Source organism: Pseudomonas sp. GD03944, assembly GCF_029839275.1.
GTDB lineage: Bacteria > Pseudomonadota > Gammaproteobacteria > Pseudomonadales > Pseudomonadaceae > Aquipseudomonas.
In genome coordinates, this window is sequence record NZ_JAOCAH010000001.1 from 380,024 (window position 1) to 397,157 (window position 17,134).

Below are 17,134 nucleotides of genomic sequence, written 5' to 3' on the forward strand. Positions count from 1 at the left end.
CGGCAAGCTTCGGATAGTAGCAAAAGCGGATTTAGGCGTCAGCCCGCACATCCGGCAGCCCCGACAGGAAATGCGGCCCCAGGTAGCGCTCGGGCAATTCGAACTCTTCCGGGTAGTCGACCTGAACCAGGTACAGCCCATAAGGATGGGCCGTGACACCGCCCGTGCGCCGTACGCCGGTTTCCAGCACTTCCCGCGCCCACTCCACCGGCCGCTCGCCCGTGCCGATGGTCATCAGCACACCGGCGATGTTGCGCACCATATGGTGCAGGAAGGCATTGGCGCGAATGTCCAGCACGATGAAACGGCCATGTTGTAGCAGTTGCAGGTGATGCACCGTCTTGATCGGCGACTTGGCCTGGCACTGGCGCGCACGGAACGCACTGAAATCGTGGGTACCGAGAAACACCTGGGCCGCTTCGCGCATGCGCTCGATATCCAGCGGCCGGTGATTCCAGGTCACCTCCTCCGCCATGTGCGCCGGACGGATCTGATCGTTGTAGATCACGTAGCGATAACGCCGGGCCATGGCGCAGAACCGCGCATCGAAATGCGCCGGCATCAGCTTGGCCCAGGTCACGCTGATGTCCGAGGGCAGGTTCATGTTGGCGCCCATGATCCAGGCGTGCATGGAGCGTTCGACCGTGGTGTCGAAGTGCACGACCTGGCCGCTGGCATGCACCAGCGCATCGGTACGCCCCGCACAGCTCAGGGTGATCGGCGCACCGCCGGCCACTTTCGACAGGGCCTTTTCCAGGGATTCCTGAATGGAAGGCACACCGGCGCGCTGCCGCTGGAAACCGCGATAACGCGAGCCTTTGTATTCGACGCCGAGGGCGACCTTGAAAATGCCAACGGCAGCCGAATCGGCTGCCGTTGTGGGTAGAGCATCAGACATGTATCAGACCAGTTTACCGATCAGCTCTCGTGCTTCCTGCTGCTGACCGTCGTTACCTTCGGCGATCACTTCATCGAGGATGTCACGGGCACCCTCGGTATCGCCCATATCGATGTAGGCACGCGCCAGATCCAGCTTGGTGGCCGTCTCGTCGGTGCCGGAGAGGAAATCGAAATCGTCGTCGCCATCCAGACCCAGCGGAGCGGCCGGCGCGGAAGGCACCGGCAGGTCGAAGGTGTCTTCGGCGGCAGGCTGATCCAGGCTGCTCGACAGTTGATCCAGTTCGGCAGTCACTTCGTCCAGTTGAGCGGCGAAGCTGTCGGCGGCCGGTTCGGCCACTGGAGCGTCGTCGTTCAGGGACAGGTCGAAGTCAGCCGGCAGGTCGAAATCGTTGGCGGACTCGCTGGCCGGCAGATCCAGGCTCAGATCGGCCAGGTCGTCGGAGGCAGCAGTCGGAGCGGCCGGGGTGGAGGTCAGGTCGTCATCCAGGCTCAGCAGGAAGTCGTCGTTTTCGGCAGTGGCCGCCGGTGAGTCGCTGCCCAGGTCCAGGCTGAAATCGGCCAGGTCGTCGCCCAGGCTCAGGCTGTCGTCGGCCTTGTCATCCAGGCTCAGGTCGAAACCCTGGTCATCCGGGGTGGTGGCGGCTGGCTGGTCGAAAGTGTCGAGACCCAGGTCGCTGTCCAGCGACAGGCTATCCAGGTCATCCAGGGACGCATTGCTGCTGGAGGCCTGCAGGTCGTTGTCCAGCTCGGACTCCAGGTCATCCAGGCTCAGGTCGAAGGCATCGTCCATGTCGGCAGGCGCTTCGGCAGCCGGCTTGGTCGGCTCGTCCAGGGTCAGGTCGTCGAGGCTGAAGCTGTCCAGGTCATCATCGGCCAGCGGTGCGGTTGCCAGCGCTGCGCCAGCAAAGACGGCCATGGCCGGGTACTTGGCCTTGAGCTGATCGGTCTCGACTTGCGCCCCACCGATTTCACGCAGTTCGTTTTCCTGGCGGGCAAAGCCTTCGCGGTCGCCCAGCTCGGCATAGACTTCCATCAGCTTCAGGCGCAGGTCGCTGCGGTGCGGCTCTTCATTGATCGCGTTCTGCAGCAGTTCGGCGGCCTGGTTGAAACGGCCGTAGGCGATATAGATGTCAGCCTCGCCCAGCGCATCACCGGTCTGAGCGGTCACGCGCTCTTCAGCGGCCTGCTGCGCCGGGGTGTCGATGTCTTCCGGGAAGCTGTCGAAGCTGTCCGCCGGCAGTTGCAGGTCGTTGTCGTAGGCGTGGTCAGCGTTGTCGGCTGCCAGGCTTTCCTGCAATTCGGCTTCCTTGAGTGCATTGCGGCGCGACAGCATCATCAGGCCGATCAGCAGCAGAAGCAGAACACCACCACCGGCAATACCCAGCAGCATCGGGTTGGCCAGCAGGCTGTCCAGCGCGCTCGGCTGCGGTTCCGGCGTCACGGCCGGGGTCGGCGCAGGCGTCGGTTTGGCAGGCTCGGCCGGGGCCGGGGTCGACGGTTCAACGGCTACAGCCGGCGCAGAGGCCGGCTGTTGGGTATTGGTTTGCGAAGCCGCATCTGGCTCCGCTCCCGGTTCTTCGCTGTAGTTGTAGTCGGGCGCCTCGGCGCCCGGCGGGGTGACCGGCGGCACCGCCGCCGAACCCTCGGTCGGCGCGGCTGCCTTTTCCGGCTCGACCGGCGCAGGTTCCTCGACCGGAGCGACCGGTGCTTCCGCTGCCGGGGCCTGGGCTGGAGCCTGACCCTGGGCAGCGAGGTCAGCCTGCAGCTTGGCCAGTTGGTCGTCTTTCAGTTGAATCAGTCGCTGCAACTTGTCGAGCTGACCCTGCAGGTCACCCATGCGGCTCTTCAACTCTTCGTTTTCACGACGGGTCGAATCCAGGCCTTCCTGGGTCACCGCCAGCTTGTCGCTGAGGGCCTTGCTGTCGGCTGCGCCATTCTCGCTGCCGGCAGTGGACTTGCCGGTTTCACCGGAAACCAGCTTCAGGCTGTCGCGGGTATTCACTTCAGCCGGTGCGGCACCGGCGGTGCTGCGCTTGGTGGCGTCCAGCTGGCGGGCGCTGCTGGCGGCTACGCTGCGGCCTTCGCGCCAGGCGGCATTCTGCTCGGCAACCTGAGCCAGGGCTTCGGCCTGGGCGCGGCTGCGCACTTGCTGTTCTTCCGGCAGGCGCAGGACCTGGCCGCTCTTCATGCGGTTGATGTTGCCACCGATGAAGGCATCCGGATTGAGGTCCTGGATGGCCAGCATGGTCTGGTGCACGCTGCCGCCACCCACACGCTGGGCGATTTCCCACAGGGTGTCGTTGGAGGTGGTCTTGTATTCGCTACCGCCCTGCAGGCTGCTCGATGCCGCGACGGCCGGACGCGGCTCTGGCGCGCTCGGCGAAGTCGACGGAGCCGGCTGAGTGGTCGGACGCGGCGCCTGGGCAACCGGGGCACGCGGCGCCTGGGCCGGGGCGACTGCCGGGGCCTGCGGTGCGGCTACCGCGGTTTGCGGGGAATAAAGCGGCGGGTCCAGCAGCAGGGTGTACTCACGCAGCAGGCGACCGTTCGGCCACAGCACTTCCACCAGGAAGTTCAGGTACGGCTCGCGCACCGGCTTGTTGGACGTCACACGAATGACACTTTTGCCATTCGGCTTGAGTACAGGCGTGAACTTGAGATCGGTCAGAAAATACTGACGATCAACACCCGCCTTGGTGAATTCTTCGGGGGACGCCAGGGTTGGCAACACTTCATTGGAGGCCAGATCGCGGACCTCCAGCAATTCGATCTCAGCCACCAGGGGCTGATTCAGCGCAGACTGCAGGGTAACTTCACCCAGACCCAGCGCATGCGCCATACCGGATGACAGCGCCGAAGCAGCTGCAATTGCCAGCACCAGTTTGCGAACCCGAACCATAGCGTTATCCCTTGTTTTATCTTTTTCTCAGCATGCGAGACGATCCAGTTGATTGTTGCCTGTTCCGCCAGAAGACGGCTCCCCATTCAACAATCAACTCAGCCAGTATTGCCAAGCTCGAAAGATTCTTCAAATTTCTAGGTAAGTATCTTTTACAGATAGTGTTTTATCAACAACTCGGCTAACTGCACGGCGTTCAGCGCAGCGCCTTTTCTCACATTATCAGACGCAATCCACAAATTGAGTTCCGACGGATCATCCAGCCCACCGCGAACACGCCCAACATAGACTTCATCTTGCCCTAACGCGTCACCCACTGCTGTTGGGTAGTCGTCGTTCTCGACATATTCAATGCCACTTTTTTCGTCCAGGCCCTTGCGGGCCGCGGCCACATCGACCGGCGCGTCGGCCAGGATCGAGACACTGATGCTGTCGCCGAAGAACACCGGCACCTGGGCGCAGGTCACCGACACAGCCAACTGCGGCTCACCCAGCAGACTTTTCAGCTCGTCCGCCACCCGCCGCTCCAGGCCGACATGCCCTTGCTCGTCCACGGCCCCCGTCTGCGCGAGCACATTGAACGCCATCTGCCGGTCGAACAGACGTGGTTCCAGCGCCCGGCCATTGAGCAGCTCCGCGGTCTGACGGGCCAGCTCCACCACCCCTTCCCGCCCGCGACTGGACACGGCCAGGCAGGCGGTGATCGCCACGCGCTTGAAGCGAATCGTTTCGGGCAGCGCGGCCAGCACCGTGGCGACCGCCACACTGACCGCCGCCGGGCTGGTCAACTGGTACGGCGCGGACAATTGCTCCACCACCTGCGGGTTCACGTCCGGCACCACCCGAGGTGCAACGTCCGCCGGGAGCGCTGCGGCCAAATCGATGACCGCGCACCCTGCCCGCTTCGCCTGATCGATACAGGCCCGGGTCGCGGCTTCGCCGGCGGCGAGAAATACCAGGCGCACGCTGGCGAAATCGAAGGACTCCAGCGCCTTGACCCGCACATTCTTGCCCTTGAAGGGTTGCGAATGGCCGTCCGACTCGCCGCTGGCGAGCAGATAAAGGTTGGCAACGGGAAACTCGCGCTCTTCGAGCACGTGCACGAGGGCTTCGCCAACGCTGCCGGTGGCGCCGATTACAGCAATATCAAAGGTACGGGTCATGACACGGGTTCTGGGCAAATTAGCCACGCACTGTATAGCGCCGCCCCCGGAATGCAAAGGAGCGAGTCAGCTGACGTTCAGCCTTACAGGCCGATCGCAAGCAGAACTCGCTCCTTCTTTATTACTGCATGGACAGACCGGACAGCGCCGGCCGTTCCATCAACGCTCCAGCAGGATCCGCAGCATGCGGCGCAGCGGCTCGGCGGCGCCCCACAGCAGCTGGTCGCCCACGGTGAAGGCGCCCAGGTACTGCGAGCCCATGTTGAGCTTGCGCAGACGACCGACCGGCACGCTCAGGGTACCCGTCACAGCGGTCGGGCCCAGTTCGCGGATGCTGGCTTCGCGCTGGTTCGGCACCAGCTTGACCCAGGGATTGTGCTGGCTGATCAGGCCTTCGATGTCCGAGAGCGGGACATCCTTGTTCAGCTTGATGGTCAGCGCCTGGCTGTGGCAACGCATGGCACCGATGCGCACGCAGATACCGTCCACCGGGATCGGGCTCTTGAAGCGACCCAGGATCTTGTTGGTTTCAGCCTGGGCCTTCCACTCTTCACGGCTCTGCCCGTTCGGCAGTTCCTTGTCGATGTAGGGGATCAGGCTACCGGCCAGCGGCACGCCGAAGTTGTCGACCGGGAACGACTCGCCACGCATGGCTTCGGCCACCTTGCGGTCGATGTCGAGAATGGCGCTGGCCGGGTCGGCCAGCTCGTCGGCCACGGAGGTGTTGATCGCGCCCATCTGCTTGATCAGCTCGCGCATGTTCTGCGCACCGGCGCCCGAGGCCGCCTGGTAGGTCATGGCGCTCATCCACTCGACAAGGCCGGCTTCGTACAGGCCGCCCAGCGCCATCAGCATCAGGCTGACGGTGCAGTTGCCGCCGATGTAGTTCTTGGTGCCGGCGTCCAGCGACTGGTCGATCACCTTGCGGTTGACCGGGTCCAGCACGATGACCGCGTCATCGTTCATGCGCAGCGAGGACGCCGCGTCGATCCAGTAGCCCTGCCAGCCCGCTTCGCGCAGCTTGGGGAAGACTTCATTGGTGTAGTCGCCGCCCTGGCAGGTCAGGATCACGTCCAGGCCTTTCAGGTCTTCGATGCTGTAGGCGTCCTTCAGCGGGGCGATGTCCTTGCCAACGGCCGGGCCTTGGCCACCGACGTTGGAGGTGGTGAAAAACACCGGCTCGATCAGGTCGAAGTCCCGCTCTTCCAGCATGCGCTGCATGAGCACGGAACCGACCATGCCACGCCAACCGATCAGACCTACACGTTTCATAACGACTACACCTATATAAACAGCTCGCCGGACTCCCCCGGCGGGACTGGAAGATTACAGACTACGCAGCGCTTCGACTACCGCATCACCCATGGCGGCGGTACCGACCTTGGTCGTGCCCTGGGACCAGATGTCCCCGGTGCGCACGCCCTGATCGAGCACCTTGCTGACCGCCAGCTCGATGGCATCGGCGGCAGCGCCCTGGTTGAAGCTGTAACGCAGCATCATGGAGACCGAGAGGATGGTCGCCAGAGGGTTGGCAATGCCTTTGCCGGCGATGTCCGGCGCCGAACCGTGGCACGGCTCGTACATGCCCTTGTTGTTGGCGTCCAGCGAAGCGGACGGCAGCATGCCGATAGAGCCGGTGAGCATGGAAGCTTCATCCGACAGAATGTCGCCAAACATGTTGTCGGTGACGATCACATCGAACTGCTTCGGTGCACGCACCAGCTGCATCGCGGCATTATCGACGTACATGTGGCTGAGTTCCACATCCGGGTAATCCTTGGCCACTTCCTCGACCACGGCGCGCCACAGTTGGCTGGAGGCCAGCACGTTGGCCTTGTCCACCGAGCACAGCTTCTTGCCGCGCACGCGGGCCATGTCGAAACCGACACGGGCGATACGGCGGATTTCGCTTTCGCTGTACGGCAGGGTGTCGTACGCCTGGCGCTCGCCATTTTCCAGTACGCGGGTCTCGCGCGGCTGGCCGAAATAGATGCCGCCGGTCAGCTCACGCACGATCAGGATGTCCAGGCCAGCGACGATTTCGCGCTTGAGGCTGGAGGCATCGGCCAGTTGCGGGTAGAGGATCGCCGGACGCAGGTTGCCGAACAGGCCCAGCTGCGAGCGGATTTTCAGCAGACCGCGCTCAGGGCGCAGCGCCGGGTCGATGGTGTCCCACTTCGGGCCACCGACGGCGCCGAGCAGAATGGCATCGGCGGCACGGGCACGGGCCAGGGTTTCGTCGGCCAGCGGTACGCCATACTTGTCGTAGGCCGCGCCGCCCAGCTCGTCGAAGCTCAGCTCGAAGCCCAGGTCGTACTTGTCGTTGGCCAGGCGCAGCACCTTGACCGCCTCGGCCATGATTTCCGGGCCGATACCGTCGCCAGGAAGAATCAGAATCTGTTTGCTCATCGCGTCCTCAAATCATTTCAATGAGGTCAGCGCCCCAGGGCGCTCACCTGAAATCAGCGTCGTACCGGCACGCCATACAACTGCAGGATGCGCACATCCTGCTCGGCGGCACTGAACAGTTCCCACGCCAGGCCGTTGACGTCGACCTCGCTGGCAAACCCCTCCACCCCATCCACCTCGAAACCGACGTGACGCAACTGGCCACCCCGGCCCGGCTGCTGGTTGATGGAAAAATTCAATTGCGCGGTACGCCACATCGCGTACTGCCCGGGCACCACCACGCTGGCCGGTTGCCCGAGGCGCTGGTTGTAATCGGCGATGGAGGCTTGCAGATCATCCACCGCGAGGGCGATATGAAAGCGCTTCATCGCCGACCTCTTACTTGATCGCGCCGAACAGCCAGGGGCTGTTGGGACGGTACTGGGCCTCGAACGCCTTGATCGCGTCGGCATCCTGCAAGGTCAGGCCGATGTCGTCCAGACCATTGAGCAGACAATGTTTACGGAATGCGTCAACGTCGAAGCTGTACTGCACGCCATCCGGACGGGTCACGGTCTGGGCGGCCAGGTCGACCGTCAACTGATAGCCCTCGGTCGCCTCGGCCTGCTGGAACAGCGCGTCGACTTCTTCGTCCTTCAGGATGATCGGCAGCAGGCCGTTCTTGAAGCTGTTGTTGAAGAAGATGTCGGCATAGCTCGGCGCGATGATCGCGCGGAAACCGTACTCTTCGAGCGCCCACGGGGCGTGCTCGCGGCTGGAACCGCAGCCGAAGTTCTCCCGGGCCAGCAGGACGCTGGCGCCCTGGTAGCGGGGGAAGTTGAGCACGAAGTCCTTGTTGATCGGACGCGTGGAGTTGTCCTGGTTGGGCTGGCCGACATCCAGGTAGCGCCACTCGTCGAACAGGTTGGGGCCGAAGCCGGTGCGCTTGATCGACTTGAGGAACTGCTTGGGAATGATCTGATCGGTGTCGACGTTGGCGCGATCCAGCGGGGCGACCAGACCGGTGTGTTGGGTAAAGGCTTTCATCTGCTCGCTCCTCAGGCCTGGATCAATTCACGGACGTCGACGAAACGACCGGTCACGGCTGCTGCGGCCGCCATGGCCGGGCTGACCAGGTGGGTACGACCACCGGCGCCCTGACGCCCTTCGAAGTTGCGGTTGGAGGTCGAAGCGCAATGCTCGCCGCTGCCCAGCTTGTCGGGGTTCATCGCCAGGCACATGGAGCAGCCCGGTTCACGCCATTCGAAACCGGCCTCGATGAAAATCCGGTCCAGCCCTTCGTCTTCGGCCTGCTGCTTCACCAGGCCCGAGCCTGGCACCACCATGGCCTGCTTGATGGTCGAAGCCACCTTGCGGCCCTTGGCGACGGCGGCCGCCGCACGCAGGTCTTCGATCCGCGAGTTGGTGCAGGAACCGATGAACACGCGGTCCAGCTGGATATCGGTGATCGCCTGGTTGGCGGCCAGGCCCATGTACTTGAGCGCCCGCACGATGGAGTCGCGCTTGACCGGGTCCGCTTCGGCAGCCGGGTCCGGCACGGTCTGATCCACCGCCAGGACCATTTCCGGCGAGGTGCCCCAGCTGACCTGCGGCTTGATGTCTTCGGCTTTGAGTTCGACCACGGTGTCGAAATGCGCATCGGCGTCTGACACCAGGCCCTTCCACTGCGCCACGGCCTTGTCCCAATCAGCACCCTTCGGCGCGAACGGACGGCCTTCGACGTAGGCGATGGTCTTCTCGTCCACCGCCACCAGGCCGACACGGGCACCGGCTTCGATGGACATGTTGCAGATGGTCATGCGCCCTTCCAGCGACAGGTCGCGAATCGCGCTGCCGGCGAACTCCAGGGCATGGCCGTTGCCGCCGGCGGTGCCGATCTTGCCGATGATAGCGAGCACGATGTCCTTGGCGGTGACGCCGAACGGCAAGGTGCCTTCGACGCGCACCTGCATGTTCTTCATCTTTTTCGCCACCAGGCACTGGGTCGCCAGCACGTGCTCGACCTCGGAGGTGCCGATGCCGTGGGCCAGCGCACCGAAGGCGCCGTGGGTGGAGGTGTGCGAGTCGCCGCAGACCACGGTCATGCCGGGCAGCGTGGCACCCTGCTCCGGGCCGACCACGTGCACGATGCCCTGGCGCACGTCATTCATCTTGAACTCGAGGATGCCGAAGTCATCGCAGTTCGCATCCAGGGTCTTGACCTGGATGCGTGAGACTTCGTCGGCAATGGCTTCGAGGCCGCCCTGACGCTCGGCCTTGGTGGTCGGCACGTTGTGGTCCGGGGTGGCGATGTTGGCGTCGATGCGCCAGGGCTTGCGACCGGCCAGGCGCAGCCCCTCGAAAGCCTGCGGCGACGTCACTTCGTGAAGAATGTGGCGATCGATATAGATCAGCGACGAGCCATCGTCCCGACGCTTGACCTCGTGCATTTCCCAGAGCTTGTCGTAGAGGGTCTTGCCGGCCATCTGCTTGTGTCCTCATCAGGTTATACGGGTGCAGCGGGTCCAATAGCCCTTCTGCTTATGGGGCGATCGTAGGGGCTTGCAATGAATAACTCAAATTCATATTTTTCATCCATTGGATAACTCTCTGGAATTCAAATATGGACCTCGCGACACTCAACGCTTTTATCGCCATCGCCGAGATCGGCAGCTTCTCGGAAGCCGCCGAGCGCCTGCACCTGACGCAGCCGGCGGTGAGCAAGCGCATCGCCAGCCTGGAGCAACAACTGGGGGTGCGCCTGTTCGATCGCCTGGGCCGCGAGGTCAACCTGACCGAGTCGGGCCGTGCCCTGCTGCCGCGGGCCTACCAGATCCTCAACGTGCTGGACGACACCCGCCGCGCCCTGACCAACCTCAACGGCGAGATCAGCGGCCGCCTGACCCTGGCCACCAGCCACCACATCGGCCTGCACCGCCTCCCGCCGCTGCTGCGCGCCTTCACCCGCGCCCACCCCAAGGTCGCCCTGGACATCCAGTTCCTCGATTCGGAAGTGGCCTATGACGAAATCCTCCACGGCCGCGCCGAGCTGGCGGTGATCACCCTGGCCCCGGAAACCCGCGAACCGGTGCGCGCCGTGCCGGTGTGGAACGACCCCCTGGACTTCGTGGCGGCGCCCGAGCACCCCCTGGCCTGCATGGACAGCGTCGCCCTGCGCGACGTGGCGGAACACCCGGCAGTGTTCCCCGGCGGCAACACCTTCACCCATCACATCGTGCGGCGCCTGTTCGAGGCCCAGGGCCTGACGCCCAACATCGCCATGAGCACCAACTACCTGGAGACCATCAAGATGATGGTCTCCATCGGCCTGGCCTGGAGCGTCCTGCCGCGCACCATGCTCGACGACCAGGTCGCCCGCCTGCCGCTGCCGGGTATTCAGCTGACGCGGCAGCTGGGCTACATCCTGCACACCGAGCGCACCCTGTCGAACGCGGCACGGGCCTTCATGCAATTGCTCGACGCCCAGCGCGACGACCTTGCACTGGGCCGCGAACAGACGCTAACGTGAGTTCATAACGATAAAAAAGGCGCCTGCATGACACAGTCACCTCGATTGCCCACCGGCCATTCGGCCGCCGCGCACCCACAAAGGGCCGCTCATGGCCAATTCCAGTGACCGCAAGCCACCACTGCCCTTCATCCCGGCACTGGACCCCGCCGAATTCGAAAAGACCTGGGACGACGCCCAGCGCCTGCTGGCCGCGCTCAATGGCGCCCAGCTCGGCGCCTGGTACTGGGACGTCGGCAGCGGTCAGGTGCACTGGTCCCGTGGCGCCCAGGCGCTGTTCGGCCTGGACCCCAAGCGCCCGCTGCGCACCGCCGTCGACTACATCGAGCTGATCCCCGAAGAAGAACGCCAGGACGTCCTGCACCTGTTCCAGGCCGTGCTCGACGGCTCGCCGAGCAACCGCGCCCTGCGCCACCGCATCCGCTGGCCGGACGGCAGCCTGCACTGGCTGGAGATCAGCGGCAGCCTGCAGGCCGACAGCGACGGCCGCCAACGAATGTTCGGAGTGATCCGCGACATCACCACCCAGCAGGAACGGGCCCAGGCCCTGATCAACTCCGAGCAGCGCTTCTTCAACCTGTTCCACCTGAGCCCCGACGTGGTCCTGCTGGTGCGCTACGCCGACAGCGTGATCACCGAGGCCAACCAGCACTTCATCAGCACCTTCGGCTGGCCGGCGGAGGCCACCATCGGCCACTCGACCCAGGAGCTGGACATCTGGGTCCACCCGCAACAGCGCGACTACCTGCGCCGCACCGCCCCGCTGACACAGGACCCGGTGGTCCAGGAGGTGCAGCTGCGGACCTGCGACCAGCGCATCCTCGACGGCGTGATGTCCAGCCAGTACATCGAACTGGACGACCAGGCCTTCCTGCTCTGCTCGTTCCTCGACACCACCGAGCGCAAACGGGCCGAAGCCGCCTTGCGCAGCAGCGAAGAGAAGTTTTCCCAGGCCTTTCGCCACACCCCGGACGCCGTGGTGATCACCGAGAAGGACACTGGGCGCTTCATCGAGGTCAACCCCAGCTTCGAGCGGCAGTTCGGCTGGAGCAGCGCCGAAACCCTGGGCCGCACCTCCCTGGAAATGGGCATCTGGGCCGATCCCGAAGACCGCCAGCGCATGCTCGATGCCGTCCGCCAGGGCACGCTCAACGAACTGGAAGTACGTTTTTTCAGCCGCGACGGCCAGGTCTCCACCAACCTGCTGTTCGGCGGTGAGATCGAACTGGACGGGCGCACCTGCCTGGTCCTTACCGTGCGCGACATCACCCGCCAGCGCGCCCAGGAACAGGCCCTCAAGGAAAGCCAGGAACGCCTCACCCTGGCACTGGAATCCGCCGACCTCGGCACCTGGGACTGGCACATCCCGAGCAACCAGCTGTTCGGCTCGACCCGCGCCTCGATGCTCCACGGCCTGCCGAGGGAACCCTTCCAGGGCGACTTCCGCGCGTTCTTCAGCTTCGTTCCGCTGGAAGACCGCCAGGCCATGCGCAAGGCCTACTTCGAAGTGCTCCAGGGCATCCGCCTGGATTACCAGGTCACCTACCGCGCGGTGTACGCCGACGGCGAGGTGCATTACCTGGAAAGCACCGCCAAGCTCTACCGCGACGACCAGGGTGCGCCCCTGCGCATGGCCGGCATCCTCATCGACATCACCGAACGGGTGCAGCGCGAACAGCGGCTCAAGGCCTCGGAAGAGAAGTTCGTGACCCTGTTCCAGGCCAGCCCCGACCCCATCGCGCTGACCACCATTCCCGAGGGCGTGGTGCTGGAGATCAACCCCAGCTTCACCCAGGCGTTCGACTGGGAACCCGAGGCCATCGTCGGGCGCAGCATGCTCGACCTGAACTTCTGGAACGACCTGTCGCTGCGCCAGGTGCTGTACGGCAAGTTCCAGCGCGAAGGCGGGCTGGATAACGAAGTCGCCGAGTACCGCAGCCGTAACGGCCGCACCGTGACCTGCGTGGTGTCCTGCCGGCCGATCGAGATCGACGGCCAGCACTGCATCCTCACCACCTTCCGCGACATCACCGAACGGCAGAAAGCCGAGGCCGCCCTGCAGGCCAGCCGGGAAAAGTTCTACAAGGCCTTCCAGTCCAGCCCCGACGCCATCACCATCACCGCCCGCGACACCGGGCGGCACATCGAGGTCAACGAAGGCTTCACCCGCCTGACCGGCTACAGCGCCGAGGAAGTGATCGGCCATACCTCGCTGGAACTGAACATCTGGGCCGACGGCAGCCAGCGTGCGCAGTTGCTCGATACGCTGCGCAAGGAAGGCCGGGTCTACCGGCAGGAACTGATGGCGATGAATCGCCACGGCAAGCTGCTGCACGTCGAGGTGTCGGTGGAGCAGATCGAGCTCGACGACGAGCCGTGCCTGCTGCTCACTGCCCGCGACATTGGCGAACTCAAGGATGCCCAGGCCCAGGTTCAGCATCTGGCCTACCACGACTCCCTGACCAACCTGCCCAACCGCGCCCTGCTGATGGACCGCCTGACCCAGCAGATTGCCCTGCTCAAGCGCCACGAGCTGCGCGGCGCGCTGCTGTTCATCGACCTGGACCACTTCAAGCACATCAACGACTCCCTCGGTCACCCGGTGGGTGACGCCGTGCTCAAGCTGGTGACCGCCCGCCTGGAAGCCAGCGTGCGCCAGGAAGACACCGTGGCCCGGCTGGGCGGCGACGAATTCGTGGTGCTGGTCTCCGGCCTCGAAGGCAAGCGCTCCGAGGTCACCCGCCAGGCCCGCAACGTCGCGGAAAAACTGCGCCACCTGCTGGCCGAACCGATGCTGCTCGACGGCCACCGCCTGCAGGTCACCCCGAGCATCGGCATCGCCCTGATCCCTGACCACGGCGCGACCCCGGCCGACCTGCTCAAACGCGCCGACATCGCCCTGTACCGCGCCAAGGATTCGGGACGCAACGCCATCCAGCTGTTCCGCAAGACCATGCAGGAAGCAGCCAGCGAACGCCTGCGTCTGGAGAACGACCTGCGCCTGGCCCTGGCCCGCGGTGAGTTCGAGCTGCACTTCCAGCCCCAGGTGGATGCACGCAACGGCCAGGTCATCGGTGCCGAAGCCCTGCTGCGCTGGCAGCACCCGACCCATGGCGCGCAGTCGCCGGCGCTGTTCATCCACGTACTGGAAGAAAGCGGCCTGATCCTCGAAGTCGGCGGCTGGGTACTCGCCGAGGCCTGCCACGCCTGCGCCCAGTTGCTGGAAGAGGGCCTGGTCAGTGTCGAGGACTTCAGCCTGTGTGTGAACATCAGCCCCCGGCAGTTCCGCCAGAACGACTTCGTCGAACGCGTGGAAAACAGCCTGCGCAACAGCGCGCTGCCCAAGGCCATGCTCAAGCTGGAAATCACCGAAGGCATCGTGATCCAGAACATCGAAGACACCATCGCCAAGATGAACCGACTGAAGAAGTTCGGCGTCAGCTTCGCCATGGACGATTTCGGCACCGGCTACAGTTCGCTCACTTACCTCAAACGCCTGCCAGTGGACGTGCTGAAGATCGACCAGTCGTTCGTGCGCGACGCCACCGATAACCCGAACGACGCGGAAATCATCCGCGCGATCGTGGGAATGGCGCGCAGCCTGCGCCTGGCGATGATTGCCGAAGGGGTCGAACAGCAGAGCCAGCTGGACTTTCTGGAAAGCCAGGGCTGCCACCTGTACCAGGGTTACCTGTTCAGCAAACCCCTGCCGCTGGCGGAGTTCCGCGCCTTGCTGGCCCACACCCGGCAACGCCCGCCCAGGAGCTGAAACGACGAAGGGCGCCCACAGGCGCCCTTCTTCTCACCTCGCGGCGAGCTTAGTTTTCCAGCACGGGGCGCGCGCCACCGATCGGGATGCGCTTGGCCTTGGCCTCTTCCGGCACGAGACGCACCAGGTCGATATTGAGCAGGCCGTTGACCAGATTGGCCGCCTTCACTTCAATGTGATCCGCCAGGCGGAACGACAGCTTGAAGGCGCGCTGGGCAATGCCCTGGTACAGGTAAGTGACGTTCTCGGTGCTGTTTTCGCGCTTGCCACCGGTCACGGTCAGCACGCCGCGCTCGACCTGCAGGTCCAGGTCCTGGTCCTGGAAACCGGCCGCCGCGATGACGATGCGGTACTGGTCATCGGCATGCTTTTCGACGTTGTAGGGTGGATAGCTGGTACCCGACTCGTTGCGCATGGCCGATTCGAACAGATCGTTGAAACGATCGAAGCCGATGGACTGACGGAACAGCGGGGTCATGGAAAATGCGGTGCTCATGTAGATTTCTCCTGATAGTCAGCGAGTGATTGCAGGCCCCTGAGAGCGAATGTGCTCTGGACGACCTGACTTCGCGGGACCCGACTTCGGCATCCCGCACGACTGAAAATGTGGACGCGAAAAACGATTTCAAGCACCTGAAAAACTTTTTTACAGGGAGACACGTGATGAACAAGGTCATGCTGATCACCGGCGCCAGCCGCGGCATCGGGGCCGCCACCGCGCGCCAGGCCGCGGCCCAGGGCTACGCGCTGTGCCTGAACTACCGCCAGCAGCGGTCAGTCGCCGAGGACCTGGCGCGGGAAATCGTCGACGCCGGCGGCCAGGCCATCGCCGTGCAAGCCGATGTCGCCGACGAAGCCCAGGTGCAAACCCTGTTCACCACCCTCGACGAGCGCTTCGGCCGTCTCGATGTGCTGGTCAACAATGCCGGCATGCTGGAACAGCAGATGCGCCTGGAAGCCATGGACCTGGCGCGCTGGCAGCGGGTGTTCGCCGCCAACGTGTTCGGCAGTTTCCTCTGCTGCCGCGCGGCTATCGCCCGTATGTCCACCCGCCAGGGCGGCCAGGGCGGCGCCATCATCAACGTGTCCTCGATTGCCGCCCGCCTCGGCGCACCGGGCGAGTACATCGACTACGCCGCGGCCAAGGGCGCCGTCGACAGCATGACCCTGGGGCTGGCCAAGGAAGTGGCGGCCGACGGCATCCGGGTGAACGCCGTGCGCCCGGGGGTGATCAAGACCGAGATCCATGCCAGCGGTGGCGAGCCGGACCGCGTCAACCGGGTCAGCCAGAGCGTGCCCCTGGGGCGCGGCGGTGAAGCCGACGAAGTGGCGGCGGCGATCCTCTGGCTGGCCAGCGAACAGGCCTCTTACACCAGCGGCGCCCTGCTCGACGTCAGCGGCGGACGCTGATCAGGCGATCGACAGGCGCGGCGTATCGGGCACCTCGATGCCCAGCAGGGCGTCGATGCGCTCGCAGTCGTTTTCCCGCCGCAGCAGATTGAACAGCTCGGTGGCCTCGGGGTAGCTGCGGGTGAGCATCGCCAGCCACTGCTTGAGCCGACCGGGCGCGTAGCGCGGGGAAATCTTGCGCCGGGCCTGCAACCAGAAGTCTGCCAACACCGGCTGCAGCTCCGCCCATTGCATCGGCGCCACCTCGTCTCCAGCCCGCGCCGCAGCAATCTGTCGCGCCAGGTCCGGGCGCGCCACCAGACCACGCCCGAGCATGATGTCTTCGACACCGCTGACCTCACGGCAGCGGTGCCAGTCGTCCAGGGTCCACACTTCGCCATTGGCGAACACCGGCACCTTGACCACCTCTTGCACCCGCGCCACCCACTCCCAGTGGGCCGGCGGCTTGTAGCCCTCGACCTTGGTTCGCGCATGCACCACCAGTTGCGCTGCGCCGCCGTCCGCCAGGGCTTCGGCGCACTCCAGGGCATGGTCCTTGTGATCGAAGCCCAGGCGCATTTTCGCCGTGACCGGGATCGACGCCGGGACAGTGCGCCGCACCTCGCGCACGATTGCATGCAGCAGTTCGGGCTCTTTAAGGAGGATCGCCCCGCCCCGGGACTTGTTGACGGTCTTGGCCGGGCAACCGAAGTTGAGGTCGATCACCGGCGCACCCAGGGTGCAAGCGAACGCCGCGTTATCCGCCAGGCACTGCGGATCGGAGCCGAGAAATTGCACGCGCAGGGGGGTACCGGCCGCCGTCCGGGCGCCACTGAACAGCTCGGGGGCGAGCTTCTGATAGGTGCCAACCGGCAACACCCGCTCGGAGACGCGAATGAACTCGGTCACACACCAGTCGATGCCGCCGATGCGGGTCAGCACGTCGCGAAGGATTTCGTCGACCAATCCCTCCATCGGGGCCAGGGCGATTTGCATGGTCAGGCTCTCGAAAAAACGGCGGCCAGTGTACGCGCCAAGCCCCGGGCAATGAAGAGCCTCCCGAGGGAACGCAGACTGGCGCGCGACAGTCCACACTG

The 17,134-nt window shown here is 64.6% G+C and carries 13 protein-coding genes; 3 read left to right on the forward strand and 10 right to left on the reverse strand.

Annotated elements, in window-relative coordinates; translation table 11 throughout:
• Positions 1 to 31: 31 nt before the first annotated feature.
• The 8 genes from truA to leuC form a co-directional block, all read right to left on the reverse strand.
• The gene (gene truA / locus N5C28_RS01800) at positions 32 to 898 is read right to left on the reverse strand and encodes a tRNA pseudouridine(38-40) synthase TruA (protein ID WP_279819432.1); all 867 of its coding nucleotides are present in this window, start codon (positions 896 to 898) and stop codon (positions 32 to 34) included.
• A 3-nt stretch (positions 899 to 901) separates the two neighbouring features.
• A complete protein-coding gene (locus N5C28_RS01805) occupies positions 902 to 3,799 on the reverse strand; it encodes a FimV/HubP family polar landmark protein (protein ID WP_279819435.1) in 2,898 nt (965 codons plus the stop codon).
• A 152-nt stretch (positions 3,800 to 3,951) separates the two neighbouring features.
• Complete coding sequence (locus N5C28_RS01810; protein WP_279819438.1) at positions 3,952 to 4,962, reverse strand: aspartate-semialdehyde dehydrogenase; 1,011 nt, start codon at positions 4,960 to 4,962, stop codon at positions 3,952 to 3,954.
• Positions 4,963 to 5,121: 159 nt separating this feature from the next.
• Positions 5,122 to 6,234, reverse strand: coding sequence for an aspartate-semialdehyde dehydrogenase (gene asd, locus N5C28_RS01815; protein WP_279819441.1), 1,113 nt, complete (start codon positions 6,232 to 6,234; stop codon positions 5,122 to 5,124).
• A gap of 54 nt (positions 6,235 to 6,288) precedes the next feature.
• Positions 6,289 to 7,371, reverse strand: coding sequence for a 3-isopropylmalate dehydrogenase (leuB, locus tag N5C28_RS01820; protein ID WP_279819444.1), 1,083 nt, complete (start codon positions 7,369 to 7,371; stop codon positions 6,289 to 6,291).
• 53 nt (positions 7,372 to 7,424) lie between these two features.
• Positions 7,425 to 7,739, reverse strand: coding sequence for a hypothetical protein (locus N5C28_RS01825; protein WP_279819447.1), 315 nt, complete (start codon positions 7,737 to 7,739; stop codon positions 7,425 to 7,427).
• A gap of 10 nt (positions 7,740 to 7,749) precedes the next feature.
• On the reverse strand, positions 7,750 to 8,397 hold the full coding sequence (gene leuD, locus N5C28_RS01830; protein ID WP_279819450.1) for a 3-isopropylmalate dehydratase small subunit: 648 nt from the start codon (positions 8,395 to 8,397) through the stop codon (positions 7,750 to 7,752).
• A gap of 11 nt (positions 8,398 to 8,408) precedes the next feature.
• Positions 8,409 to 9,836, reverse strand: a complete 1,428-nt coding sequence (gene leuC, locus N5C28_RS01835; protein WP_279819451.1) for a 3-isopropylmalate dehydratase large subunit — start codon at positions 9,834 to 9,836, stop codon at positions 8,409 to 8,411.
• Positions 9,837 to 9,973: 137 nt separating this feature from the next.
• Between leuC and N5C28_RS01840 the strand changes: the two genes are divergently transcribed.
• Together N5C28_RS01840 and N5C28_RS01845 are read left to right on the forward strand one after the other, a co-directional pair.
• Positions 9,974 to 10,879, forward strand: a complete 906-nt coding sequence (locus N5C28_RS01840; protein WP_279819452.1) for a LysR family transcriptional regulator — start codon at positions 9,974 to 9,976, stop codon at positions 10,877 to 10,879.
• A 91-nt stretch (positions 10,880 to 10,970) separates the two neighbouring features.
• Positions 10,971 to 14,648 (forward strand): PAS domain S-box protein, encoded by a 3,678-nt coding sequence (locus N5C28_RS01845; protein ID WP_279819453.1) that lies wholly within the window; start codon positions 10,971 to 10,973, stop codon positions 14,646 to 14,648.
• Positions 14,649 to 14,697: 49 nt separating this feature from the next.
• Here N5C28_RS01845 and N5C28_RS01850 read toward each other — a convergent pair whose 3' ends face one another.
• Positions 14,698 to 15,144, reverse strand: coding sequence for an Hsp20 family protein (locus N5C28_RS01850; protein ID WP_279819455.1), 447 nt, complete (start codon positions 15,142 to 15,144; stop codon positions 14,698 to 14,700).
• A gap of 167 nt (positions 15,145 to 15,311) precedes the next feature.
• Here N5C28_RS01850 and N5C28_RS01855 point away from each other — a divergent pair, with 167 nt between their 5' ends.
• Positions 15,312 to 16,058, forward strand: coding sequence for an SDR family oxidoreductase (locus N5C28_RS01855; RefSeq protein ID WP_279819458.1), 747 nt, complete (start codon positions 15,312 to 15,314; stop codon positions 16,056 to 16,058).
• Here the strand turns inward: N5C28_RS01855 and N5C28_RS01860 are convergent, their stop codons facing one another.
• On the reverse strand, positions 16,059 to 17,033 hold the full coding sequence (locus N5C28_RS01860; protein ID WP_279819460.1) for a tRNA-dihydrouridine synthase family protein: 975 nt from the start codon (positions 17,031 to 17,033) through the stop codon (positions 16,059 to 16,061).
• Between the last annotated feature and the right edge of the window lie 101 nt (positions 17,034 to 17,134).